This window comes from Streptomyces sp. NPDC044002, assembly GCF_056434525.1.
Map to the genome: position 1 here is coordinate 11773 of NZ_JBWKEZ010000062.1, position 24701 is coordinate 36473.

A 24701-nucleotide genomic window follows, 5' to 3' on the forward strand; every position below is an offset into this window, starting at 1 on the left:
CTCACCCCCCCCCCCCCCCCCCATCCCCCCCCCCCCCCCCCCCCCCCCCCCCCCCCCCCCCCCCCCCCCCCCCGCCCCGCCCCCGGGTCCACACCGGTACGGGGTCAGGCCGGCACCGCCTCGGCGCGGGGCGTGCGGGCGGACGGGGCGAGACGGCCCGTGCGGTCGAGGCCGTACAGGGCGGCCGTGCACCCGAGGCCCAGGACGAACAGCGCCAGCCAGGGCAGCGCCGACATCCCGGCGGAGCGGGCCGCGTCCAGTGCCGCCCCCGTGAGCAGGTTGCCCACGGCGATGCCGACCCCGCACACCGTGTTGTACAGCCCGTAGTGCGTGGCGACCAGGCGGTCCCCGCAGAGCCGGACGATGGTGTCCATCTCGAACGGGTACGCGATCATGGTCCCGACGGCCAGCAGCAGCGCCGCCAGCACCGGCGGCACCGCCGCCAGCAGCCGCGTCCCCAGCTGCGACTCGGGTACGGGCAGCGCCGTCGCGGCCAGCAGGGGCAGGAACGCCGCCCCCATGGCCAGCAGCCCCCAGGCCAGGGCCCGGCCCGGCTCCAGACGGGCCTTGCACCAGGCGGTGACCCGGGTCTGGAAGAGGATCGTGCTCAGCCCGGAGACCGCGAAGAGCACCGCCACCGCGGCCGTGCCGAAGCCGCCCTCGCCGCCGACGCGCCGGACCTCCAGCGGCAGCGCCATGTACACCTGGAAGGTCATCACGTACGAGCCGATCATCGCCACGGAGAACAGCAGGAACGGCCGGTTGCGGAGGATCCCGCGCCACTGGACGAGCACCCCCTCCCGGGGGCCGTCGGCCCGTTCGGCGGCGTCGTTGCCCCGGCGGGCGGGCAGTGCCCGGATCTGCACGATGCTCAGCACCGCGAAGATCCCGGCCGCCACCAGGCAGGTGACGCGGAAGTCGACGCCCGTCAGCACCATGCCCACCAGCGGGCCCAGCAGGATGCCCGCCTGGTAGAAGACGTTGAACAGGGCGAAGGCCTCCACCCGGCGCTCGCCCGCGTCGGCCGCCAGGTAGGCCCGGGTGGCCGGGTTGAACAGGGCCCCGGCCAGCCCGGTCGCCGCGGACGCGGCGATCAGCGCCGGGACGGAGTCCACCAGCCCGAGGGTCGCGAAGCCGGCGATGCGCAGCGCGAGCCCGGTGATGATCATCGGCTTGTAGCCGAGGCGGTCGGCGAGGGTGCCGCCGATCAGGAACATGCCCTGCTGGCTGAAGTTGCGCACGCCGAGGATCAGCCCCACCGTCCAGCCGGCCAGCCCGAGCGGGCCGGCCAGGTGTGTGGCGAGGTAGGGCATGAGCATGTAGAAGCCGAGGTTGATGGTGAACTGGTTGACCATCAGCAGCTGGACGCTGCGCTCGTACGTGCGGACCTGCGCGAGGGTGCCCTTCATCAGGCGGGAACCTCCGACGCGTGCAGGGTCAGCGGGTCCACCACGCTCGCGCAGCGCGTCCAGCGGGTGACCTCCTTCTCGTCCAGGCGGCCGATCGTCTCGGGCTCCGCGGCCGGCGGGGAGTCCAGCAGCCCGTGCGCGGCGCAGTAGTCGTCGTCGTAGACGGTGCCGAGGTAGCGCTGCGGCCCGTCGGGGAACACCGCGGCGATCCGGGTGTCCTCGGGCAGGGTGCGGGCCAGCCAGCCGGCCACCAGGGCGACCGCGCCGACGCTCCAGCCGCCGGCGGCGTAGTGGGACGCGGCGAGCTGGCGGCAGGTCCACACGGCTTCGCCGGGGGCGACCCAGTGCACCTCGGAGAACTGCTCGTAGGCGACGTTGCGCGGGTAGATGCTCGAACCGAGGCCGCGCATCAGGCGGGTCCGCGCGGGCTGGCCGAAGATGGTGGAGCCGACGGTGTCCACGCCCACCAGCTTCAGCTCGGGGTAGAGCTGGCGCAGGACGCGGGAGACGCCCGCCGAGTGCCCTCCGGTGCCGACGCTGCACACCAGGACGTCGATGTGGTGCAGCTCGGTGGCCAGTTCGAGGGCCAGCGGGGTGTAGGCGGTGGTGTTGTCCGGGTTGTTGTACTGGTCCGGGCACCAGGAGCCGGGGTGCTGGGCCAGCAGCTGGGTGACGCGGTCGCGGCGGGCCTGCTGCCAGCCGCCGGTGGGGTGCGGTTCGGAGACGACGTTGACCTGGGCCCCGTACGCCGTCAGCAGGCGGGTCATCGACGATTCCAGGCCCGGATCGGTGACGAGGGTGACGGGGTGCCCGTGGACCATGCCGGCCAGGGCGAGGCCGAGACCGAGGGTGCCGCTGGTGGACTCGATGATCCGGGCGCCCGGCTTCAGTTCGCCCCGGGCGCGGGCCCGCTCGACCATGTGCAGGCCGGGCCGGTCCTTGATGCCGCCGGGGTTGAAGCCCTCGAGCTTCGCCCAGAAGCCGCGCCCCGCCGGGGCCAGGGGCTCCGACACGCGCAGCAGGGGAGTGTTGCCGACCAGCCCGGAGAGGCCGGAGCGGGCGGGAGGAGTGACGTCGGTGGCCGAAGAATGCATTGTTCCGCTCTCGTTCGATGGTGCGTCGGTGGTCGCGCTCGTGGGAAATGCCGAGCCTGGGCAGGGCATGGTCCGCCCGTTCGGGCATACGTCAGCCGTTGCGAACGGGCTTACGGGAGCGGACTAGAGCCGCCATCGACAGACGATGGTCAGAGTGGAACGTCCTGAGCGGGCGACGGCGGGTCCGGCGGCGCCCGGGGGCGCGGCCCGGGCCGCCGCCGGGGCGGCGCCCGCATCCGCCGACGGCCGTGCGGGCACGGCCGGCAGGGGGGCCGGACCCTGGCCGGTGGGGGCCGGGTCGGAGGAGGCGCAGCTGGAACCGTGGCCCGGATGCGGGTCCGTGTGGCCGAGGGGCTCTGCAGGGGCCGTCGGCCCGGACTCCAGCGCCGCTCCGGCCGCCGACGAGCCGTACGAGACGTCGGCGTGCCCGTGCGAGGCGCAGGCGAGGGCCGCGAGGAGCAGCGCGCCGAGCATGCCGACGACCAGCATGCGATACCAGGGCGAACCGGGATGAAAGGGGTGTGAGTGGGGATGCCGGGGAACGGCGTGACGGGTAGGCAAGTTTCCTCCGTGCGGCGGGCACCCCTCGTCCCGTGCGGGAGGGGGTGGCGGGGATCGCGGGACGGGCCCGGAAGGATCCCGGGTCTACACCTGGAGGACTGTGGACGTGCCGGGGTGCACGGGGGCGGCGGCTCCGCCCCGGTGGCAGGCGGCACCGGCGTGGCCGACGGCGCCCGGGTGGACCACGGGGGCGGGCCGGACGGCGGTGGCCGCCGGGGGAGTGACGGTCGCGTCCGCCGCGGAGGCCGCCCGGTGGGGCTGGGGGTCGCAGTCGTGGACCGGATGGGAGGGGGAGTGGCGGTCGGCTTCCATCGCCGGGGCCGGGGCCTCGGAGACGGAAGCCGCCGCCCGTGCCACGGGTGCGGTGGCGTTGGCGGTGCCGGCGGTGTGGGCGGCGTCGTGCGAGGCGGCGCCGTGCGCGCAGAGCAGGCCGAACAGCAGCAGGGTCAGCCCGAGCAGGTGCAGCAGGCCCGCGGAGGCGCGGGACTGCGGCGTACGGGGGGACCTGGCTGTGACCACGTCGTGATCTTAGCTTGTCCCTCGCGTGATGTGTGACCCCGAATCGGACAATCGTCGACCGCTTCCCGGCCGGTGTCCGGTGGGACGGCCGGCCGGGAAGCCGGGCTCAGCCCGCCAGCTCCCGCGCGTCCAGCCGGAGGCGCCACGCGTTGCGCCGCCGCACGGTGTTCAGCTGGGCCTCCAGCGGGTTCGGCGGCACGGCGAGCACGGGGCACGGAGCGTGCGCCAGGCAGTGGCGTGCCACCGAGGGCAGCAGGGCGCCCAGCAGCCGGCCCCGGCGGCCCGCGCCGACCACCAGCAGGTCGTCCGCGTCCCGGGCGGCGTCGACCAGGACCGCCCGCGGGGTGCCCCGTACGATCTGCGCCGTCATGGGCACGCCCGGGCCGCCCTTCCCGAAGGCGTCGACGACGGCGTCGTGCAGCCGCCCGGCCGCCGCCGCCCGGTACTCGGGGTAGGCGTCGCAGACGCAGGAGGTCCGGCCGCCCAGCCCCCCGCCGGGCGGCTGCCAGGCCAGCACCGCCCACAGCCCGGCCCCGCGCAACCGGGCCTCGTCGGCGGCCCGGTGCAGGGCCGTCAGACTGCCGGGCCCGCCGCTCACGCCCACAACCACCCGTCGTCCGCCCACCGCCGGCCCCTCCCGCGTCGCGCCGCCAACCGTCCGGCCTCCATTGAACGCCCGCAGGCGCCGCCCGTACGTCAGCGGTGCGTATGGACCCGGTCGGACGGCGTCAAGTTCCCGTCAGGAGACGGCCGCCGCGGGCAGGACGGCCCGCAGGCGGGCGCCGCGGGCGGCGGGTTCGGCGGTGAGGGTGCCGCCGTGGTGGGTGGTCAGGTCGCGGGCGATCGCCAGGCCCAGGCCGGCCCCGCCGTGGTCGCGGCTGCGGGCGTCGTCCAGCCGGGTGAACCGCTCGAAGACCCGCTCCCGGTCGGCGGGCGGGATGCCGGGACCGTCGTCGAGGACCTCCAGCACGGCCGTCCGCGCCCCGCCGGCGGTCGTGCTGCGCAGGACGACCTCGACCCGGCGGTCGGCGAACCGCTGGGCGTTGTCGAGCAGGTTGGTGACCACCCGGGTCAGCCACAGCCCGCTGCCCTCCACCTCCAGGCCGGCCTCCAGTTCCGTGCGTACGGGGACCCGGTCGCCGAGGCGGGCCTCGACCGCGGACCGCACCAGGTCGCCCAGGTCCAGCCGGTCCGCCGCGACGGGCTGGGCGGCGTCGATCCGGGCCAGCAGGAGCAGGTCCGAGGCCAGGTGCTGGAGCCGCTCGGTGTCCTCCAGCGCCCCGCCGATCAGCTCCGGCCACAGCTCCGGGTCCCGGACGGCCAGCGCCACCTCCAGCTGGGTGCGCAGCACGGTGAGCGGGCTGCGCAGTTCGTGCGAGGCGTCGGCGATGAACCGGCGCTGGCGGTGCCCGGAGGACTCCAGCCGGTCCAGCGTGGCGTTCATGGTCTCGGCGAGGCGGGCCACCTCGTCCCGGGTGGGGGGTACCGGGACCCGGCGGTGCAGGTCGCGGTCGGTGATCTCGGCGACCTCCGCGCGGATCGCCTCGACGGGCCGCAGGGCGCGGCCGGTCACCCGCCAGGTGACCAGGGCCACCGTGGCGAGGAGCAGCGGCCCGCCGGCCGCGAGCGCGGCGGTGGTGGTGTCGTCGGCGGCGTCCACGTCGCGCAGGGAGGTGCCGACGTACACGGTGACCAGGCCTTGCGGGGTGTCCGTGGTGACCTGGACGACCCGCAGCCGGTGTTCGCCGCCGAGCGGCCTGACCCGCCAGGTGTGGAAGGCCGTTCCGGGGCCGGACGGCCCGCCGGGGCCGAGCGCGGGCACGCCGGCTAGGTTGGGGGTGGCCCGCAGCACCCGGCCGCGGGCGCCCACCACCTGGACGAAGTCGGCGCCGGCCAGCGGCGCGCGCATCCGGTCCAGGCCGCCGGCGGCGGCGAGCCGGGCGATGGTGACGGCCTGCCGCTCGGCGTCGCGCTCGGCGTTGCGCAGCAGGTTGGCCTTGAGCAGCCCGAGCAGGGCGAACGAGGCCAGGGCGAGCGCCGCCGCCACGACGACGACGGCGCCCGCGGTGGCCCGTCCGCGGACGGTGGTCGGCCCGATCCGCCGCAGCAGCCGGCGCACGGGTCCGCGTACGCGGCCGAGCAGGCGGCGCACCGCGCCGGGCTCCGCCGGGGCCGGGGCCGGCGACTCAGCCACCGTCGGCCGCCAGCCGGTATCCGGCGCCGCGCACGGTCTCCAGGGCGGACCGGCCGAACGGCGCGTCGATCTTCCGGCGCACGGCGCTGACGTGCACCTCGACCACGTTCGGATCGCCGTCGAAGGCGCTGTCCCACACCTGTTCCAGGATCTCCCGCTTGGGCACCACCTCGCCGGCGCGCCGGGCCAGGCACTCCAGCACCGCGAACTCCCGGGCGGTCAGCCGTATCTCCGTCCCGGCCCGGGAGCACAGGTGGCGCGCAGGGTCGACCAGCAGGTCGCCGAACTCCATGGTCCGCGGGCCCCGGCGGCCCGTGCGCCGGCCCAGGGCGCGGAGCCGGGCGACGAGGACGAGGTAGGAGAAGGGCTTGGAGAGGAAGTCGTCGGCGCCGGTGTCCAGGGCCTCGGCCTCGTCGTACTCGCCGTCCTTCGCCGTGAGCATCAGGATCCCGGACTCGTTGCCGGCTGCGCGCAGCCGGGCGCAGACCCGGTAGCCGTTGAGGCCGGGCAGCATGATGTCGAGCACGATCAGGTCGTAGTCGTGCTCGCAGGCCATCCACAGGCCCTGCGGCCCGTCGTGGGCCACGTCCACCGAGAAGCCCTCCGACCGGAGCCCCCGCTGGAGGGCGAGCGCCAGTCGTCGTTCGTCCTCCACCACCAGTACGCGCATGCCGCCCAGGGTCTCAGGTGGGGTCCTGGCTTTGCTGAAGGGGTCTTCAGGTCGCTTCAGGTGGGCTTCAGCATTGCCTCGGCATGCTCGGCGACGAGCCGGGCGTGGTGCCCGGTGGTGTCTGAGGAGTCCCGGTATGTCTGAGTCTTTGCCGCCGTCCGCGCCGTCCGAGCAGCCGTCCGAACAGCCCGCCGGGCCCGAGCAGCCCGCGAAGCCCGCGCGCAAGGGGCTGGGCGGCGTGGTCCGCCGGGGCACGGGCGCGCGCTGGGCGGTGGCCGTCGGCGCGGCCGCGGTGATCGTGGGCGGCGGGGCGACGGCGGTTGCGGTGGCCGGCCACCACCACGGCCACGCCGACCGGGCCCGCCACCTCGTCCGCCCGGAACCGGGCCGCGCGCACGCCCCCGAGGGCGGCCCCAGGGCCGAGCCGAAGGTCCGCGACGGCGCCGGCCCCGCGCGCGGCGGCTTCGCCCGGCACGGCCAGGGGCACGCCCAGGCCCCCGCGCCGCTGCCGGCCCTGCCCATCGGCCAGGCGGCGGAGAAGGCGGCCGCGGCGGTGGAGGGCGGCAAGGTCGAGGGCCTGCGCGCGGTCGCCCAGCAGGGCGGCGGCAGCGCCTGGCGCGCGGTGGTCCTCGGCCCGGACGGCGTCCGCCACGCGGTGACGGTGTCCGGCTCGGACGGCACCATCACCGCGAACACCCCGCTGAACGGCCGGGGCACGCCCGCGCGGTAGCGGGCCCGGTCCTGCCGGGACCCCGGGGAGGCCCGGCAGGAGTCGGCCCTGCCGACCCCGTGCGGAACATGCCCGCGCCACTGCGGCCGGGACCGCCGCCGCCCGGACGAGGCTCCGCCCACGTACGCGGGCGGCCGGTCGGCCAAGCGCTTGGTCGGCCTAGGGCCTGTCGGCCTGAGGCCCGGGCGGCCTGAGGCCTGTCGGCCCGAGACCTGTCGCTCGTCGGCTCGTCGGTCCGAGGCCTGTCGGCCTGTCGGCCCGAGGCCTGTCGCTCGTCGGCCTGTCGGACCGGCGCTCTTAGGCCCGTCGGACCGGCGCTCTTCGGCCCGTCTGGCCTGCCGGCCTGAGGCCCGGGCGGCCTGAGACCTGGCGGCCCGAGGCCCGTCGCTCGTCAGCTCGTCAGCTCGTCGGTCCGAGGCCCGTCGGCCCGGTGTCCTGTCGGCCTGAGGCACGTCGGCCAGAGGCCTGTCGGCCCGGCGCGCGGGCGGCCCGAGGCCCGTCGCTCGTCGGCCCGGCGCCCGGCGCCCGGTCGGCCCGAGGCCCGTAGGCCAGCGGCCGGCGCCCGTCACCCGGCGCCCTTCCGGCCGTCCCGTCGGGCGGCTGCCCGACCCACCGCCCGCCGGCGGCGGAAGGGGCGGGTCCGGGGTTCCGTGCGCCCCCCCGGGTGACGCGTGCGCCGGTGGGCCGTGGGTTCCGGGCGGGGGCGGGGCGGGGTTCGCTGGGCGGATGGCTGACGGTCCCTGCGAGGTACTGCTCATCGGCGGCCGGTCCGGCGTCGGGAAGTCCGCGGTCGGCTGGGAGGTCTCGGTGCGGCTGCGCGCCGTCCGGGTCGCCCACTGCCTGGTCGAGGGCGACAACCTCGACCAGGTGCACCCCGCCCCGCCCGGCGACCCCGACCGCTCCCGGCTGACCGAGGCCAACCTGGCCGCGCTCTGGCGCAACTACACCGCGCTCGGCCAGCGCCGGCTGATCTACACCAACACCTTCTCCGTCCTGGACCCCGCCCTGATCACCCGCGCCATGGGCGGCACGCCCCGCGTCATCGGGGTCCTCCTCACCGCCGCCGACGCCACCGCCCGCCGGCGCCTGGCCGTCCGCGAGACCGGCAGCCAGTACGACGCCCACGTGAGCCGCAGCGACCTGATGTCCCGGCGGCTGGAGGCCGAAGCGCCCCCCTGGGTGGTGCGCGTCCCCACCGACGGCCGGTCCGTCACCGACATCGCCCTCGACCTCGTCGCCCTGACCGGCTGGGCGGCCGGAGAGGATGGGGCATGACCGTCTTCCGATGTGCCGACTGCGGTACGGCCCTCACCGCCGAGGTCGACGAGGTGCCCTTCCCGGAGCGGGAGGGACCGCTGCCCTACGAGGCCGCGGGCGAGTGCCCGCCGCGCGTCCCGCCCGGCCGCTTCGCGTACGACCCCGGGCCGTCCGCCTTCTCCAAGGTGCCCCACCCCACCCTGAAGTCGCACCTCGCCCCCGGCGGCCCGACCGGCAGCATCGTCATCGGCCCCGGCGACGCCCGCGGCATGGCCCCCACCACCGACCCGGGGACCCGCGGCGGCTGCTGCGGCCCCGACGGCACCGGCGGCGCGAACATGCTGTGCGCCGGCTGCTCGGCCGCGATCGCGATCGAGAGCGCCGACTGCTGGACCCCCCGGCAGATCGTCCTCGACCCGCGCCGGGTGGTCGCGCGGGACCAGCCGGCGCCGTGATGTCCGCTCCGCCGATGGCGCGCAGAATGTAGGGGAGCGGCGCGTCCCCCCGCGCGTCCCCCGCCCCCGCGGGGGCGGGCAGCGGCAGCGGGACCCGGCGCGCCCCGGGCAGAGGAGGCTTCCCGTGCCGTCGGAGCAGGCGGGGGGCGCGGGGGCCGCCGGTCCGATCCGGTCGGAGCCGGGGTCCCTGCTGGAGCACGTGGCGGTGGCCGTCTTCGGCATGGACGGCGACGGCCGGATTCGCTTCTGGGGACCCGGCGCGCAGGGCCTCTTCGGGCACGAGGCCGCCGACGTGCTGTCCCGGCCCGCCGCCGCCCTCTTCCCCGAACCCCCCGCGGGCACCCCCGGCTCCGCCGCGCGCCTGACCGAACGGGCCCGGACCCTCGGGTACTGGCGGGTCCGGCTGCCGGCCCTGCACCGGGACGGCTCCGTCTTCGACTGCGGGTTCCGCGTCTTCCCGGTGGCCGGCAGCGCCGGCGACCCGGTGGTCATGGGGCTGGCCAGCAGGGGTGACGAGCTCGACCGGGTGAAGACCAACCTCGCCTTCCTCGACGCCCTCTTCGAGACCTGCCCCATCGGCCTGGTCATGCTCGACCAGGACCTGCGCTACGTCCACCTCAACCAGGCCCTGGCCGACATGGACGGCCTCCCCGTCGCCGCCCACCTCGGCCGTGCCACCGACGAGATCATGCTCACCTCCGACGACGGCGAGTTCCAGCGCATGCTGCGCGCCGTCGCCGACGAGGGCCGCCCCCTCGTCGGCGCCCTGGTGGGGATGCGCACCCCCGGCCGCCCCGACCGCGACCAGGTGCGGTCGGTCAGCCTGTTCCCGCTCAGCCGGGCCGGGGAGACCCGCCCCGGTGTGGGCGGCCTGCTGGTGGACGTCACCGACCGGGAGCGGGCCCTGCTGGAGGCCACCGCGGCCCGTCGGCGCCTGGCCCTGCTGGACCGGGCCGCGGCCCGCGTCGGCACCGCCCTGGACGTGGACACCACCGCCCGGGAACTGGTCGAGGTGGCCGTACCGGACTTCTGCGACGGCTGCGTGGTCGAGCTGGTGGAGTGGATGAACCCCGCGGAGGCCTTCGACCCCCGGCTGCCCCTGTTCACCCGCCGCATCGCCTCCGGCACCGTGCTGCCGCCGCCGGCGCCCGAGCTGGTGGCCGGGCTGGACCGGGTGGCGTACCCGGCGGGTTCCGGCATCCACCGCATGTTCGCCGCCGGCCGCCCGCTCTGCGTCCGGGTCGACGAGGAGTTCGCGGCCGGGGCCACCGACCGGCCCGGCCGGGCCCGGCTGCTCCTGGAGAGCGGCCTGGACCGCATCGTCATCGCCCCGCTCGTCGCCCGGGGCACCGTGCAGGGCCTCGCCATGTTCGGGCGTTCGTCCGCCCGCCCCGACTTCACCGAACAGGACCTGAGCCTGGCCGGGGAACTCGCCTCCCGTGCCGCGCTGTGCCTGGACAACGCCCGCCTCTACAGCCGGGTCCAGGACATCGCCCTCACCCTCCAGCGCGCCCTGCTGCCGAACGCCCTGGCCCGCAGCGAGCACGTCGCCATCGCCCACCGCTACCTGCCGGGCAGCCGGGCCACCGAGGTCGGCGGCGACTGGTACGACGTGATCGACCTGCCCGGGGGCCGGGTCGCCCTCGTCGTCGGCGACGTCATGGGCCACGGGGTGCCCGCCGCCGCCTCGATGGGCCGACTGCGCATCACCGCCAAGGCGCTGGCCCGCCACGGCCCGGAGCCCGAGCGGCTCCTCGGCGAACTCGACGCGTGCGCCCGGGAGTCCGGCATCGAACTGGCCACCTGCGTCTACGTCGAGTACGACCCGCACACGGGCCGCGCCCGCATCGCGAACGCCGGCCATCCCCCGCCCCTCGTGCGCCGCCCCGACGGCACCGTCGAGACCCTCGGCGGCGGCCTCGGGGTCCCGCTCGGGGTCGGCGGGGTCCCCTTCCGCACGGACGGCGCCCACCTCCCCGACGGGGCCGTCCTCGCCCTCTACACCGACGGGCTCGTCGAGGCGCGCGGCCAGGACATCGAAGCGGGCCTGGACGCCCTGCGGGAGCGGCTCGCGGCGGTCGAGGGGCCGCTGGAGGAGGAGGTGGACCGGGTCCTGTCGGCCCTGGTCCCCGACGCGGCCACCGACGACACGGTCCTGCTCCTGGCCCGGATCCGGCACGCGCGGTGAACGGGGCCGGTGCGGCGCTCAGTCCGTGCGCAGGCCGCCGCGAAGTCACGTACGCCGCCATGTCCCCGGTGCCGCGCACGGCGACCGCCTCCGCCTCCGGGCCGGCCGCCACCCGGCGGGCGCTGCGGGCCCCCGCCAGGGTGTGCCGCAGGTCGTCGGCTCCGCCACCGGGTCGCCGAGGCTCAGCCGCTCCCCGCCGCGCAGCCCGCGCGGCAGCGCACCGCACGAGGCCTCCCGGAGCGCCTCCGGGATCAGCTCCGCGCCCGGGGCGACCCGTACGAAGGCCACCGCCCCGCGCCCGTCGAGCGCGGCGGCGAGCCCGATCCGCCGGGCGCCCGCGATCAGCCGCCCGGTGGGGGAGAGCACATGGGCCCGGAGGTCCGGCTCGGACAGCAGCAGGTCCCCAACTGCCGCCCGGAGCAACCGAATGCGCCCTACATCGACTCCAGCAGGCGGGCCGCCGCCTCGCGCATCTCCACCTTGCGGATCTTGCCGGTGACCGTCATCGGGAACTCGTCCACGACGTGGACGTAGCGCGGGATCTTGAAGTGGGCCAGGCGGCCCGAGCAGTACGCGCGGACCGTCTCCGCCGTCAGCGGCTCCGCCCCCTCGCGCATCCGCACCCAGGCCATCAGCTCCTCCCCGTACTTGGCGTCGGGGACGCCGATGACCTGGACGTCCAGGACGTCCGGGTGCCCGTGCAGGAACTCCTCGATCTCGCGCGGGTAGAGGTTCTCGCCGCCCCGGATCACCATGTCCTTGATCCGGCCGGTGATGCCCAGGTAGCCGTCCGCGTCCATGACCGCGAGGTCGCCGGTGTGCATCCAGCCGTCCCCGTCCACGGCTTCGGCGGTCTTCTGCGGCTCGCCCCAGTAGCCGAGCATCACCGAGTAGCCCCGGGTGCACAGCTCGCCCGGGGTGCCGCGCGGGACGGTGGCGCCGGTCTCCGGGTCGACGACCTTGACCTCCAGGTGCGGCCCGACCCGGCCCACGGTGGAGACCCGGCGCTCCACGGAGTCGTCCACCCGGGTCTGCGTGGAGACCGGGGAGGTCTCCGTCATGCCGTAGCAGATGGAGACCTCGGTCATGCCCATCCGCTCGATCACCTCGTTCATCACCTCCACCGGGCAGGGCGAGCCCGCCATGATCCCGGTCCGCAGGCTCGACAGGTCGTACCCGTCGAAGCCGGGCGCGGCCAGTTCGGCGATGAACATCGTGGGCACCCCGTAGAGCGAGGTGCACGCCTCCGCCTCCACCGCGGCCAGGGTCGCCGCCGGGTCGAAGGCCGGAGCCGGGATCACCATGGCCGCGCCGTGGCTGGTGCACGCGAGGGCGCCCATGACCATGCCGAAGCAGTGGTAGAAGGGCACCGGTACGCACACCCGGTCCCGCTCGGTGTAGCCGCACAGCTCGCCGACGAAGAAGCCGTTGTTGAGGATGTTGCGGTGGGAGAGGGTGGCGCCCTTGGGGAAGCCGGTGGTCCCCGAGGTGTACTGGATGTTGACCGGGTCCCCCGGGTCCAGGGCCGCGGCCGCCCGCACCAGGTCCGCCGGGTCGCCCTGGGCGCCGCGCTCCCGCAGCGAGTCCCACAGCGGGCCGCCCAGCAGCACGGTGAACTCCAGGTCCGCGCAGCGCGGCCGGACCTCCTCGATCATCGCCGCGTAGTCCGAGCCCTTGAAGCTGTCCGCCGCGACCAGCAGCCGGATCCCGGACTGGTTCAGCACGTACTCCAGCTCGTGCGAGCGGTACGCCGGGTTGACGGTGACCAGGATCGCCCCGATCTTCGCGGTGGCGTACTGCACCAGGGTCCACTCGGCGCGGTTGGGGGCCCAGATGCCGACGCGGTCGCCCGCGGTGATGCCGAGGTCCAGCAGGCCGAGGGCGAGGACGTCCACGTCGGCGGCCAGCTCCGCGTACGTCCACCGCCGCCCGGCGGCCACGTCGACGAGGGCGTCCCGGCCGGGGAAGCGGCGCACGGTGCGGTCGAGGTTGTCCCCGATCGTCTCGTCCAGCAGCGGGACCCCGGTGCTTCCTGACGCGTGACTGGGCGCGACCGACACGTGTACCTCCACGACTCTGTGGCCCGGCGGGGCCGGCGTGCGGCCATGATCCTCTTCCGGCGGCCGCCGGACCACCCCCCGGAGCCCCCCCATTCGTTCGAGCACATGTTCGAGAGCGGGGGTAGGCTGGTCCCATGCACGCACTCCAGGGCTCCCTCTTCGACCAGACCGACGAGATCCGGCTCGGACCGCTCTCACCGGTACGGAGGACCGTGCTCGGAGCCGGCGCCTGGGCCGACCACCTCCCCGGCTGGCTCACCGGGGCCGACGCCCTCTTCGAACGGCTCGCCGCCGAGGTCCCCTGGCGCGCCGAGCGGCGGCAGATGTACGACCGCGAGGTGGAGGTCCCCCGGCTGCTGGCCCACTACCGGGAGGGCGAGCCGCTCCCGCACCCCGTCCTCACCGAGGCCCGCGACGCCCTCGGCCGGCACTACGCCGCCGAACTCGGCGAGCCCTTCGCCACCGCCGGGCTCTGCCTCTACCGCGACGGCCGCGACAGCGTCGCCTGGCACGGCGACCGCACCGGCCGCTCCGCCACCGAGGACACCATGGTCGCGATCCTCTCCGTCGGGGACCCCCGCGACCTCGTCCTGCGCCCGCGCGACGGCGGCCCCACCCTGCTGCGGCTGCCGCTGGGCCACGGGGACCTCGTGGTGATGGGCGGCTCCTGCCAGCGCACCATGGAACACGCCGTCCCCAAGACGGCGCGGGCCGTCGGCCCCCGGATCAGCGTCCAGTTCCGCACCCGCGGCGTAATGTGAGGCCATGCGCAGCGGGAGCCGTCTGAGGTCCTGGTGCTCCGCCCTGCAGCCCGCCGCGGGCGGAGCCGTCATGGCCACCGGGATCCTCTCCATCGCCCTGCAGCTGACCGGCCGCACCCGGCTCTCCCTCGCCGCGCTGGTCGTCGCGGGCGGGCTGTGGCTCGTCCTGGCCGGCGACTTCGCCGCCCGGCTCATCGGCGACCGGGGCCGGTTCCGGGCCGAGGCGGACACCCCGGCCGCGCTCACCGCCGTCGCCGCGACCACCGTGCTCGGCGCCCGCCTCTCCCAGCTCGGCCGGCAGCGCGAGGCCGCCGCCCTGCTCGCGCTGGCCGCCCTGCTGTGGCCCGGGCTCCTCCTCGCCGTCGTACGCCACTGGCGCCGCCGCATGCCCGGCGCCGCCTTCCTCGTCTGCGTCGCCACCCAGGGCCTCGCCGTCCTCGCGGCCGCCCTGGCCGCCGCCGGGAACGTCCACTGGCTCGCCCTCGCCGCCCTGGCCTGCTTCTGCCTGGGCCTGCTGCTGTACGGCCTGGCCCTGACCCGGTTCGACTTCCACGAGGTCGTCAGCGGGGCGGGCGACCACTGGGTGGCCGGCGGGGCCCTGTCCATCACCGCCCTCGCCGGGGCGAAACTCACCGCCCTGCCCCTGTGGACCGGCCCCGCGCACACGGCCCTGCGCGCCGCCACCCTGACGGCCCTCGGCATCTCCCTGGCCTGGTACGCCGTCCTCCTCGCCGCCGAACTCCGCAGCCCCCGCCCGCGCTACGACGTCCGCCGCTGGTCCACCGTCTTCCCCCTCGGCATGACCGCGACCGCCTGCCTCACCGCCGCCCCCGCGACCGGGGTCCCGTGGCTGCGCCCCCTGGGCGAGGTGCTGTTGTGGATCGCGGTCGCCGCCTGGGTCCTGACCTTCCTCGCCTTCACCCTCAGCCGCTCCCGCCCCGGCCGCAGGGCGGCCCGACGGTCTGACGGCGGCTGATCCGGAACCGCTCGAAGCACGGCCCACAGCCGCTCGACGGAAGCCGCACCTGCGGCCCGGCCCGCCGGGCACGACCCTACGCTGAGCCCATGAACGTCATCCTCTACGGCGGAACCGGAATGCTCGGGCGCGGCGTGCTCCTCGAATGCCTGCGCGACGACTCCGTCAAGAGCGTCCTGTCCATCGGCCGTACCCCGCTCGGCGTCAGCCACCCCAAACTGCGCGAGCACATCCGCCCCGACCCGACCGACCTGTCGGACCTGGCCGGTGAACTGTCCGGCTACGACGCCTGCTTCTTCTGCCTGGGCATCTCCTCCCTAGGCAAGAAGGAGGAGGAGTACCGCGCCGTCACCTACGACCTGACGCTCGCGGTCGCCCGCCCGCTGGCCGCCGCCAACCCGGCCCTGACCTTCACCTACATCACGGGCGAGGGCACCGACAGCACCGAACAGGGCGGCACCATGTGGGCCCGGGTGAAGGGGAAGACGGAGAACGACCTGCTCGCCCTGCCCTTCAGCGCCTACATGTTCCGGCCCAGCATCGTCCAGCCCGTCAGCGGCATGCCGACCAGGACCTGGCTCCACCGCGTGGGCTACGTGGTCACCAAGCCGCTCTACCCCCTCGTGGGCCGGTTCGCGCCGAACCAGTTCACCACCACCAAGGCCCTCGGCCGGGCGATGATCGCGGTGGCGACCCCCGGAGCGGAGCCCGGCACCCGGATCCTGCGCTCCCCGGACATCAACCGCCTCGGCCGGTGACCAGTAGTAATTGATTACCGGGGACTCCCTCCCGCACGCGAGAATGAGCCATCTCGAACCGGGAGGAACCCCACATGAGCCAGGACCACCTGACTCTGCACGGCCTGCTGCCCGCGCAGGAGCTGGCGGACGCCATCGACGCCGGACACGTGACCCGCAAGCAGCACCCCGAACTGCCGCTGTCCATCTACACGTACACGCGCACCGCCCAGTACGAACAGGTGTGGAACAGGGTCACCACCCGCTGCCGCGGTCTCGTCGCCGACGACGAGACCGGAGCGGTCGTCGCGCTGCCGCTGCCGAAGTTCTTCAACGTCGGCGAGCACACCTCCGGCCGCCCCTACGCGCCCGCCCTGCCCGACGAGACGTTCGAGGTGTACGACAAGGTCGACGGCAGCCTCGCCGTGGTCTTCCACTACGCGGACCACTGGCGGGCCGCCTCCAAGGGATCCTTCATCAGCTCCCAGGCCGCCTGGGCGCAGCGCCTCCTCGACACCCGCGACACCTCGGCCCTGGTGCCCGGCACGACCTACCTCGCGGAGATGCTCTACCCGCAGAACCGGATCGTGGTGGACTACGGCGACCGCCGGGACCTCGTCCTGCTCGCCGCCTTCGGCCCGGACGGCACCGAGGTGCCCCTCGCCGAGGCGGCCGGCCACTGGCAGGACATCGGCTCCGTCGTCAAGGTGTGGCCCGCCATGCCGCTCGACGAGCTCCTCGCCCTGGCCGACTCCAACACCCTGCCCGGCGGCGGGTCCGCGACCGGCACCGACGCCGAGGGGTTCGTGCTGCGGTTCGCCTCCGGCGTGCGCGCGAAGGCCAAGCTCTCGGAGTACGTGCGCCTGCACCGGCTGCTGACCGGCGTCAACGAGCGGGACATCTGGCGCGCCCACGGCGTCCAGCGCTTCGCGGGAGTGTCCGCCAAGCTGCTCGCACAGGGCCTGAACTGCACTGTCGCCGACGTGGAGGAGGCCGGCGGCAAGCCGCTCGACGCACTCCTGGAGCAGGTCCCCGACGAGTTCGACGCGTGGGTGCGCGAGGTCATCGTCCGGCTGGAGGACGCCTTCGCCCGGCGTGAACGGGAGATCGACGAGGCCTTCGACGCGCTGGCGCACCTGGCCGGCGACCGGGCCGCCTTCGCCCGCGCGGCCAAGGAGGTCCGGGACGGCAAGATCCGCTCGGCCATGTTCCTGCGCCTGGACGGCCGTTCGACCGAGCTCGTCAGCTGGCGGGCCGTACGGCCGGAGACGGCCGACCCCTACACCACCGACGAGGAGAACTGAACGTGTCCGAAGAGCCCCGACTCCCCGTGGTCCACGTCATGACAGGGTTGCCGGCCTCGGGCAAGACGACGGCCGCCCGCGCCCTCCAGGCCGAGGCCGGCGGCCGCATGCGCCGGGTCAACCTCGACGACCTGCGGGCCATGCTCGACCTGCCCGACCCCGAGCGCGGCCGCTCCTACCGGCACGAGCAGACCGTGCTCGCCGTCCAGGACGCGGCGGTCCGCGCGGCCGTCGACGACGGCTTCGACGTTGTCGTCGACAACACCCACCTGACGTCGAACATCCCCAAGCGGCTCAAGGCGGCGGCCGCCGGGCGCGCCACCTTCGTCGTGCACGACTTCACCGACGTGCCCGTCGAGGAGTGCCTGCGCCGCGACGCGGCGCGCGAGCGGCCGGTCGGCGAGGAGATCATCCGGATCCTGGCCGACAAGCACGCCAAGGCGAAGAAGGGCGGCTGGCGGCTCACCGCGGAGTGGCTGAACGACCAGCCGCCCGTCCGTACGTACGTCGCCGACCCGGAGCTCCCCCCGGCCGTGATGTGCGACATCGACGGCACCCTCGCCCTCACCGGCGACCGGGGCCCGTACGACTTCTCGCGCTGCGAGACCGACCTCCTGAACGAGCCCGTCCGGCACGCGCTCGACGCCTTCCGGCGGGCGGACGGGGACGTGATCGTGCTGCTGTCCGGCCGCAGCGAGGAGCACCGGGAGCAGACGGAGTCCTGGCTGCAGCGCCACGAGGTGCCGTACGACGAGCTGTGGATGCGGGCGGCGGGCGACACCCGCCGCGACGACGTGGTCAAGGCCGAGCTCTTCGACGCGCACGTCCGCGACCGCTACGCGGTGCGGGTCTCGCTGGACGACCGGGACCGGGTGGTCGCCGTCTGGCGCCGGATGGGGCTGCCGACCTGGCAGGTCAACTACGGGGACTTCTGACACGCCGCAGGGCGTACGGGACGCGCGGCCCGGGGGCCCCTCCCGTACGCCCTGCGGTGCGGTCCTCGAAGGTCAGCGGCACCACTTCACCGGGGTGACGTCCTTGACGTAGCGGGCGGAGACCCAGGCGCGCTTGTGGTCGTACTTCATGGCGGCCATGCGGTCGTCGCCGTCCTTGCGCTCCAGCAGGTACCAGATGTCGTTGCCGTCGACCCGCTCGCCGCGCTTCTTGCACACGAGCGTCAGCTTCTGGTGCGGGTGCACCTTGCCCAGCACCTTGGAGTGGGTGCTGGGCTTGCTGCGGATCTTCAGCGGGCCCTGCGAGACGACGCGGCCCAGGGCGTACTTGGGCTTGGGGTAGATGACGGGCCCGTCGCCGTCCTCCGGCCGGCCGTCGCCGTCCTCGTAGTCCTCGTCGTCGTACTCGTCCGAGTCGTCGTATTCGCTGTACTCGTCGTGCCCGTCGTCGTCGCCGCGGACCTGCGCCGCGCCGGGCTCCTTGTCCACCGGACCGTTGTCCGCGGCGGCGGCGCCCGCGCCGAACAGGCCGAGCACCATGCTGCCGGCGGCAAGAGCGAGGATGGTCCGGGTGGGCTTCAGCATGAGCCGCTCCTCCACGAAGGCTTCCGCCCGGCCGCCGGGCGCGGCTGGGGGTGGCGGCCCGGGGGCTGCCACCGACGACTATGACGAGGGGACGCGGCCGCCCCCGGCCGACGCACCGCCGATTAGCCCGATATGCCCAATATCTTCATGATGGTCGGGGTTGCGTTGGCGGTCGCGGTCACGCCCGGAATCCTGCGGATGCGCGCGGCGGGCCCCGGCAGCACAGTGGGCCCATGGGTATCGAAGACTACGGCGGCGGCCCCGGCGCCCAGCAGACCGGCGTCCTGGTCGTGACCACCAACGACGTCCCCGGCTACCGCGTCGAGCAGGTCATCGGCGAGGTGTTCGGGCTCACCGTGCGCTCCCGCCACCTCGGCAGCCAGATCGGGGCCGGCCTGAAGTCCATGATCGGCGGCGAGCTCAAGGGGCTCACCAAGACCCTCGTGGAGACCCGCAACCAGGCCATGGAACGGCTGATCGAGCAGGCCAGGGCGCGCGGCGCCAACGCGGTGCTGATGATGCGCTTCGACGTGACCGACGCCGCCGACGTCGGGACGGAGGTGTGCGCCTACGGCACGGCCGTGGTCCTGGTCCCCGCCGGGACCTGACGCCGGCCCCGGAGCGGTCGCGCCGTCACCGGGCGGTCACCGGGCGTCGGCGGAGCCGTCGCCGCCGCGCAGGCCCAGCGCCAGGCCGGCCACCACCACCGCCAGGCCCAGCCACACCGCCGGGCCGGGAACGCCGCCGCCCGACAGGGCCCCGGCGCCGGCCGCCGCGAGCGGGGCGATGCCGGTCAGCAGCCCCGCCCGGCCGGAGCCCACCGCCGCCACCGTGCGGTACCAGAGCAGGAAGGCCACCGCGGTCACCAGCACCGCCAGGTACCCGACGGCACCCCACTGGCGGACGGTCAGTTCCGCCACCGCGGACGGGCGTTCCGTGCACACCGACAGCACCGCCAGCATCACCGCCCCCATCCACACCGCGTGCACGGACACCCCCCACGCGCCGTGCCGCCCCAGCACCGGCACCGCGAGCAGGGTGAACGCCGCCTCGCAGGCCAGCGCCAGCACCGCCCAGCCGACCCCGGCGGCGTCCGTGCGCCCCGTCCCCTCGACCAGGACCGCCCCGGCGACCACCACGGGCGCCGCCAGCAGCACCCGGCGGCTGGGCCGGCGCTTCTCCAGCAGCGGGCCGACCACCCCGAGCAGGACGGGTACGGAGGCCACCGCCACGGCGATCACGGCCGGCTCGGCGTGCGCGACGCCCCGCACCACGGCCACGTTGAACAGCACCAGCCCGCCGGCCGCGATCCCCGCCAGCCACAGCCACTCCCGCCCCCGGGGGCGGGACAGCGGCACCCGGGCGGCCCGGGCGAGCAGGACCAGGATCACGGCGGCGGCCACGTAGCGGACCGCCTGGGCGGCGAACAGCGGGGCGTCCACCAGGGAGCGGGAGACGGTGACGCTGCTGCCGACCAGTGCCATGCCGGTGATCCCGGGAGCGAGGTCCCGCAGCGGGGCGGAGAGGGAGGCGGATGCGGCGGACGGGGCGGACGGGGTGGGAGTGGAAGTGCTCATGCCGTCCAGCCTGGAGGCACAATGGTCCCGTGAGCAGGTCCAAAGAAGGTGCCGCCGAGGGGTCCAAAACCGGCCGGGGGACCGAGACCGGGTCGGACTTCCTCCAGCTCGACATCGGCCAGGCCCCGCCCGGCAACCGCACCGAGTGGCTCGCCGGCCGGCTGCGCGCCGCCATCGCCGACGGCACCCTGCCCGTCGGCAGCCGGCTCCCCGCCAGCCGGGTGCTCGCCGCCGAACTGCGCGTCTCCCGCGGGCTGGTGACCGAGGCCTACCAGCGGCTCGCCGAGACCGGCCAGGTGGCGGGCCGGGGCCGGGCCGGCACCGTCGTCGTCGCCGCACCGCCGCCCCCGGCGGCCGGGCCCGCGGCGGCGGTACCGCGCGGCGGGCTGGTGGACGCGCTGCGCGCCGAGCCCTGCCGCATCGACCTCTCGCCCGGGGTGCCCGACCTCACCGCCTTCCCGCGCACCGCCTGGCTCCAGGCCGAGCGCCGGGTGCTCGCCGCCCTCACCCCGGCCGACTTCGGCTACGGCAACCCGCAGGGCGCGCCCGCCCTCCGGGAGGCCGTCGCCGGCTGGCTGGCCCGGAACAGGGGGATCCGGGTCGATCCCGCCGAGGTCGTCGTGGTCGCCGGGGTCGCACAGGCCCTCGGGCTGCTCGCGCAGGTGCTCCCCGCGGCCGGAGTGCGCCGGGTGGCGGTGGAGGACCCCGGCTCGCTGGGGGCGCGGCAACAGCTGGAACACGGCGGGCTGGACGTCGTCGGCGTACCCGTGGACGGGGCCGGGCTGGACGTGGCCGCGCTGCGGGCGAGCGGGGCGCGGGCGGTGCTCATGACCCCGGCGCACCAGTTCCCGACCGGGGTCGTCCTCGACGGGGAGCGCCGCCGCGAACTGCTGGCCTGGGCCGCCGCCGGAGGACTGGTCCTGGAGGACGACTACGACGCCGAGCACCGCTACGACCGCGCCCCCGTCCCCGCCCTGCGGGCCCTCGCACCCGAGGGGGTCTGCTACGCCGGGAGCGTGTCCAAACTGCTGGCGCCGGCCCTGCGGCTGGGCTGGCTGCTGGTCCCGCGCCGCCTGCGGGAACCGGTCGTGGAGGCCAAGCGGTACGCCGACCTCGGCAACCCGGTCCTCGCGCAGCTCGTCCTCGCCCGCCTGATGGACTCCGGCGAACTGGAACGCCACCTGCGCTTCGTCCGGCGCCGCCACCGCCGCCGCCGGGACGCGATGCTGCGGGCCGTCGCCGCGCACCTGCCCGGAGCCCGGGTGCACGGCGCCGCCGCGGGGCTGCACCTGACCGTCACCTTCGACGGCGCGGCCTTCGACGACACCGCCGTCGCCGGGGCCGCCCTGGCCCTCGGGGTGAAGACGCACCCGCTGTCCTGGCACCGGCTGCGCCCCGGCCCGCCGGGCCTGATCCTGGGCTACGCGGCCGGGCCGGCGGGCGAGATCGAGGAGGGCGTCGCCGTCCTGGGCCGGGCCCTGCGGGAGCACCTCCAAGATCATCGGCGTTGACAACTCCCGCTCCCGCCGCGTCTAATGGCCGACGGTGTCGCGTGACTCCGGCCACAGAGCAGTGGGCCGGCCGGTGATCGGGCGAACACCCTTCACTCAGGGACACGCCATGAGTCAGTACTCCGCGCCCCGCAGTTGACGTAGCGCCGCCGCACCGGCGGCTCCAGCGTCGCGGCCGGCCATCGAGCCGCAGCCGCCTCCCCTTCTTCCGGGACTCCGCACGCACGCGAGTCCGTACGCCCGCTCCCGCACGCCCCGCCCCGGCGACTCCCGCTCCACCGCGGCCCGTCGGGGGACCGGAGGCGTGCCGCAGCGGCCTGCCCAGAGAGAGAAAGAAAGACGTGCCCACCACACCCGCCCAGGACTTCAACCGTTCCGTCATCGAAGAGTTCCGCGCCAACCGGGGCAAGGTAGGCGGCTGGTTCGAGGGCGAGGACCTGCTCCTGCTCACCACCACCGGCGCCCGTTCCGGAGCCGAGCACACCACCCCGCTCGGTTTCGTCCGCCACCAGGGCGTCCTGCTGGCCGTGGGCTCCAACCTCGGAGCCCCCGCCCACCCCGCCTGGTACCACAACCTCCTGGTCCACCCCCAAGTGCGGGTCGAGCTCGGCACCGACACCTTCGAGGCCCTCGCCGTACCGGCGGAAGGCGCCCGCCGCGAGGAGCTCTTCGAAGCCGTCGTGCGCGCCGCCCCCGGATACGCCGACTACCAGGCGCGCACCACCCGCGTGCTCCCCGTCGTCCGGCTGGAGCCCGCCGAACCCGACGGCTGGCAGCCCGGCGAGGTCCGCACCCTCGCCGGGAAGCTCCTGGAGGTCCACACCTGGCTGCGGGCCCAGCTGCGCCACGTCGGCGCCGAGACGGAGGCCCACTTCGCCGCCCGCGCCGCCCACACCGGGCCGGGCGGCCCGCCGGCGCCCGGGCTCGGGCTCCAGATCCGCCAGCGCTGCCTGGCCTTCTGCCAGGGCCTGGAGTTCCACCACACCAGTGAGGACGCCCACCTGTTCCCCGGGACCCTGGCCCACCACCCGCACCTGGCACCCGTCTTCGAGCGGCTGCGCGGGGAACACCGCACGGTCGCCCGGATCCAGGGCGAACTCGTCGCCCTGCTGGGCCGGGTGGCCATCGCCGAACCCGAGCGGTTCCGCACCGAACTGGCACGGATGACGGCGGAGCTGAACGCCCACCTCGACCACGAGGAGGAGGTGCTGCTGCCCCTGCTGGAGGAGGTCCCCTGGCCGCCGCCGCGCCCCTGAGGCGGGGGCGGGGCGGGGCGGGGCGGGAGCGCGCGAAAAGTTTTTTCGAAACGGCGGCAACCGATCGGGCACTCGCACGTCGTGCGGGGGTGAAGGGCGAAGTTCCCGCCCCGGACCCGACCGTGGAGAGCCACTGTGAAGAACCTGAAGCGCGTTGTTCCCGCCACCGCCCGCCGGGCGGCCGTCGCCGCTGCCGCCGCCGGGGCGGTCCTCGCCCTCGCCGGGCCGGTGTCCGCCGCGCAGGGACCCACCGCCTCGCCCGCACCCTCCGGTTCCGCGGTGCCGAGCCCCTTCCCGACGCACCCCGCGAGCGGGAAGCCCAGCCCGGTCCCCTCGCACCCGGCCGGCGGCGGCAACGGCGGCAGCGGCAGCGCCACGCCGAGCCCCGCCCCGACCTCGCCCGCGAGCGGCAAGCCCACCCCCGTCCCCTCGCACCCCGCCTCCGCCCAGCCGTCCGGCCGGCCGTCGGCCCAGCCTTCCGGGGCGGCCGGTTCCGGTGAGGGTTCCGAGCTGGCGCATACTGGCTCCTCGGCGACCACCATCGCCCTCGGCGCCGGCGCGGCCGCGCTCGTCGCCGCGGGCGGCGGCGCCCTGTTCGCCGTGCGGCGCCGCGCCGCCAACTGAGGACACCCGTGCTCGAACTCGCACCATCCGCCAGCCCCCTCACGTCCGGCTCCGCCCGGACGTGGCGGGGCTTGTGGTGGTGGATCACGCGCCGCGAACGCACCGCACCGGCCGCGGCCGGCCCCGGCGCGTTCGCGGCGGGGGCCCGCGCGTACACGTACGCGCACGACTCCGCGTACGGTCACGGCGGCGACGGCGGCGGCTCCGGCGCGGCGGAGGTCCCGCGCCCGCCGACCGTCAGCGAGCTGTACCACGCCCACCGCCTGGGCATGGTCCGGCTCGCGGTGCTCCTCGTCGACGACCTCGGCACCGCCGAGGACGTGGTGCAGGACGCCTTCACCGCCCTCTACCGCCGGTACGGGGAGGAGATCTCGGAGGTGGACAACGCGCTGGGCTACCTGCGCACCTCCGTGGTGAACACCGCGCGGTCCGTGCTGCGCCGGCGGCGCACGGCCCGCGCCTGGACCCCGCCGGCCGCCGCCGACGTCCCCTCCGCCGAGGCGTCCGTGGTCCTGGGGGAGGCCCACCGCGAGGTGCTCGCGGCCCTGGGCGGACTGACCGTGCGCCGCCGCCAGGTGCTGGTGCTGCGCTACTGGGCGGACATGAGCGAGGCGGAGATCGCCGAGACGCTGGGCATCAGCCGCGGTGCGGTGAAGTCGAACGCCAGCCGCGCCCTGGACGCGCTGGAACGGATTCTGGAGGGAAGGGTATGACCGGTCCTACGGGTACGGCGCCCGACGGCGAACGCCCCGTGGAGCGCCGGCTGCGCCAGGCCCTGGAAGCCCGGGCCGAGGAGGTGACGGTCGTCTCGCTGCGGCCCGCCGATCCGCCCGGCCCGCACCTGCGGCGGCTGTCCCCGCGCGCCCTGTGGCTGCGCCGCGGGGCGTGGACCCTCGCGGGCGTGTCCGGCCTGGCGGCGGCAGCCCTGGCGGGGTACCTCGTGCTCGGCGGGCCCGACCAGCGGCCGGTCCGTCCCGAGCCGCCCGCCGCGCCGCCGGAGCTCAGCCCGACCGGGCCCTCGGGCTCGCCCAGGCCGAGCGTGTCGCCGTCGGCCTCGGTGCCGCCGGGCTCGTCCTCCGCCCCTGCCGGGTCGGGTACCGGGGCGGGATCGCCCTCGCCCACGCCGCCGCCGTCGACCTCGTCGGCCCCGGTGCGCCCGTCGCGGTCCGGGCCGCCGGCGACGGTGCCGGCCGGGGGCTCGGCCACGCCGGTCCCCTCCGGCGGGGCCGGCATGCCGGCGGGCAGCCCGAGCCCCTCCTCGAAGCCGGGGGGCTGACCCC

At 75.7% G+C, this 24701-nt stretch carries 26 protein-coding genes; 15 read left to right on the forward strand and 11 right to left on the reverse strand.

Features of this window, described 5'->3' with window-relative positions; translation table 11 throughout:
- Positions 1-104 precede the first annotated feature (104 nt).
- The 7 genes from AC07A6_RS32990 to AC07A6_RS33020 all read right to left on the reverse strand — a co-directional run bounded on the left by AC07A6_RS32990 (position 105) and on the right by AC07A6_RS33020 (position 6447).
- A complete protein-coding gene (locus AC07A6_RS32990; RefSeq protein ID WP_478779577.1) occupies positions 105-1409 on the reverse strand; it encodes an MDR family MFS transporter in 1305 nt (434 codons plus the stop codon).
- Complete coding sequence (locus AC07A6_RS32995) at positions 1409-2503, reverse strand: PLP-dependent cysteine synthase family protein (RefSeq protein WP_470961462.1); 1095 nt, start codon at positions 2501-2503, stop codon at positions 1409-1411. Before AC07A6_RS32995 ends, AC07A6_RS32990 begins: the two co-directional genes overlap by 1 nt.
- Before the next feature lie 123 nt (positions 2504-2626).
- On the reverse strand, positions 2627-2992 hold the full coding sequence (locus tag AC07A6_RS33000) for a hypothetical protein (protein ID WP_478779578.1): 366 nt from the start codon (positions 2990-2992) through the stop codon (positions 2627-2629).
- Positions 2993-3148: 156 nt separating this feature from the next.
- A complete protein-coding gene (locus tag AC07A6_RS33005) occupies positions 3149-3583 on the reverse strand; it encodes a hypothetical protein (protein WP_478779579.1) in 435 nt (144 codons plus the stop codon).
- 106 nt (positions 3584-3689) lie between these two features.
- Complete coding sequence (locus AC07A6_RS33010) at positions 3690-4208, reverse strand: universal stress protein (protein WP_478779580.1); 519 nt, start codon at positions 4206-4208, stop codon at positions 3690-3692.
- A gap of 114 nt (positions 4209-4322) precedes the next feature.
- The gene (locus tag AC07A6_RS33015) at positions 4323-5681 is read right to left on the reverse strand and encodes a sensor histidine kinase (protein WP_478779600.1); all 1359 of its coding nucleotides are present in this window, start codon (positions 5679-5681) and stop codon (positions 4323-4325) included.
- An 88-nt stretch (positions 5682-5769) separates the two neighbouring features.
- On the reverse strand, positions 5770-6447 hold the full coding sequence (locus AC07A6_RS33020) for a response regulator transcription factor (RefSeq protein WP_362458288.1): 678 nt from the start codon (positions 6445-6447) through the stop codon (positions 5770-5772).
- 136 nt (positions 6448-6583) lie between these two features.
- Here AC07A6_RS33020 and AC07A6_RS33025 point away from each other — a divergent pair, with 136 nt between their 5' ends.
- From AC07A6_RS33025 to AC07A6_RS33040, 4 genes are all read left to right on the forward strand, one after another.
- Entirely contained in the window at positions 6584-7177 is a 594-nt protein-coding gene (locus AC07A6_RS33025) for a hypothetical protein (RefSeq protein ID WP_478779581.1), read from the forward strand.
- 726 nt (positions 7178-7903) lie between these two features.
- Positions 7904-8452, forward strand: coding sequence for a hypothetical protein (locus tag AC07A6_RS33030; RefSeq protein WP_478779582.1), 549 nt, complete (start codon positions 7904-7906; stop codon positions 8450-8452).
- Positions 8449-8889 carry a hypothetical protein gene (locus AC07A6_RS33035; RefSeq protein WP_386275363.1) on the forward strand — a complete coding sequence of 147 codons (441 nt, stop codon included), beginning with the start codon at positions 8449-8451 and terminating at the stop codon, positions 8887-8889. The genes AC07A6_RS33030 and AC07A6_RS33035 overlap by 4 nt, the downstream gene beginning before the upstream one ends.
- A gap of 124 nt (positions 8890-9013) precedes the next feature.
- Positions 9014-11077, forward strand: a complete 2064-nt coding sequence (locus AC07A6_RS33040; RefSeq protein WP_478779583.1) for a SpoIIE family protein phosphatase — start codon at positions 9014-9016, stop codon at positions 11075-11077.
- A gap of 45 nt (positions 11078-11122) precedes the next feature.
- On the opposite strand, the gene AC07A6_RS33045 is transcribed toward AC07A6_RS33040, so the two are convergent.
- Positions 11123-11500 (reverse strand): hypothetical protein, encoded by a 378-nt coding sequence (locus tag AC07A6_RS33045; RefSeq protein ID WP_478779584.1) that lies wholly within the window; start codon positions 11498-11500, stop codon positions 11123-11125.
- 11 nt (positions 11501-11511) lie between these two features.
- The gene (locus AC07A6_RS33050) at positions 11512-13149 is read right to left on the reverse strand and encodes an AMP-binding protein (protein ID WP_478779585.1); all 1638 of its coding nucleotides are present in this window, start codon (positions 13147-13149) and stop codon (positions 11512-11514) included.
- Positions 13150-13271: 122 nt separating this feature from the next.
- On the opposite strand from AC07A6_RS33050, the gene AC07A6_RS33055 reads away from it, so the two are divergent.
- The 5 genes from AC07A6_RS33055 (at position 13272) to AC07A6_RS33075 (ending at position 17850) form a co-directional block, all read left to right on the forward strand.
- Entirely contained in the window at positions 13272-13898 is a 627-nt protein-coding gene (locus tag AC07A6_RS33055) for an alpha-ketoglutarate-dependent dioxygenase AlkB (RefSeq protein WP_427710665.1), read from the forward strand.
- A 4-nt stretch (positions 13899-13902) separates the two neighbouring features.
- Entirely contained in the window at positions 13903-14874 is a 972-nt protein-coding gene (locus AC07A6_RS33060; protein WP_478779586.1) for a tellurite resistance/C4-dicarboxylate transporter family protein, read from the forward strand.
- Positions 14875-14963: 89 nt separating this feature from the next.
- On the forward strand, positions 14964-15632 hold the full coding sequence (locus AC07A6_RS33065; RefSeq protein WP_362458266.1) for a Rossmann-fold NAD(P)-binding domain-containing protein: 669 nt from the start codon (positions 14964-14966) through the stop codon (positions 15630-15632).
- Between the two features lie 74 nt (positions 15633-15706).
- Positions 15707-16915: an RNA ligase gene (locus tag AC07A6_RS33070; RefSeq protein WP_478779587.1), complete on the forward strand. Its 1209-nt coding sequence runs from the start codon at positions 15707-15709 to the stop codon at positions 16913-16915.
- A gap of 2 nt (positions 16916-16917) precedes the next feature.
- Complete coding sequence (locus AC07A6_RS33075; protein ID WP_478779588.1) at positions 16918-17850, forward strand: phosphatase domain-containing protein; 933 nt, start codon at positions 16918-16920, stop codon at positions 17848-17850.
- A gap of 72 nt (positions 17851-17922) precedes the next feature.
- Here the strand turns inward: AC07A6_RS33075 and AC07A6_RS33080 are convergent, their stop codons facing one another.
- Positions 17923-18453, reverse strand: a complete 531-nt coding sequence (locus AC07A6_RS33080; protein ID WP_478779589.1) for an SH3 domain-containing protein — start codon at positions 18451-18453, stop codon at positions 17923-17925.
- 233 nt (positions 18454-18686) lie between these two features.
- On the opposite strand from AC07A6_RS33080, the gene AC07A6_RS33085 reads away from it, so the two are divergent.
- Positions 18687-19061: a YbjQ family protein gene (locus AC07A6_RS33085; protein ID WP_362458255.1), complete on the forward strand. Its 375-nt coding sequence runs from the start codon at positions 18687-18689 to the stop codon at positions 19059-19061.
- Positions 19062-19097: 36 nt separating this feature from the next.
- Here the strand turns inward: AC07A6_RS33085 and AC07A6_RS33090 are convergent, their stop codons facing one another.
- Positions 19098-20030: a DMT family transporter gene (locus AC07A6_RS33090; RefSeq protein ID WP_478779590.1), complete on the reverse strand. Its 933-nt coding sequence runs from the start codon at positions 20028-20030 to the stop codon at positions 19098-19100.
- A 29-nt stretch (positions 20031-20059) separates the two neighbouring features.
- Between AC07A6_RS33090 and pdxR the strand changes: the two genes are divergently transcribed.
- The 5 genes from pdxR (at position 20060) to AC07A6_RS33115 (ending at position 24697) form a co-directional block, all read left to right on the forward strand.
- Positions 20060-21541, forward strand: a complete 1482-nt coding sequence (gene pdxR, locus AC07A6_RS33095; RefSeq protein WP_478779591.1) for a MocR-like pyridoxine biosynthesis transcription factor PdxR — start codon at positions 20060-20062, stop codon at positions 21539-21541.
- Between the two features lie 341 nt (positions 21542-21882).
- Entirely contained in the window at positions 21883-22797 is a 915-nt protein-coding gene (locus AC07A6_RS33100) for a nitroreductase/quinone reductase family protein (RefSeq protein WP_478779592.1), read from the forward strand.
- Positions 22798-22932: 135 nt separating this feature from the next.
- Entirely contained in the window at positions 22933-23421 is a 489-nt protein-coding gene (locus tag AC07A6_RS33105; protein WP_362458243.1) for an LAETG motif-containing sortase-dependent surface protein, read from the forward strand.
- 8 nt (positions 23422-23429) lie between these two features.
- Positions 23430-24134 (forward strand): sigma-70 family RNA polymerase sigma factor, encoded by a 705-nt coding sequence (locus tag AC07A6_RS33110; RefSeq protein WP_478779593.1) that lies wholly within the window; start codon positions 23430-23432, stop codon positions 24132-24134.
- On the forward strand, positions 24131-24697 hold the full coding sequence (locus tag AC07A6_RS33115) for a hypothetical protein (protein ID WP_362458237.1): 567 nt from the start codon (positions 24131-24133) through the stop codon (positions 24695-24697). The genes AC07A6_RS33110 and AC07A6_RS33115 overlap by 4 nt, the downstream gene beginning before the upstream one ends.
- Positions 24698-24701 lie beyond the last annotated feature (4 nt).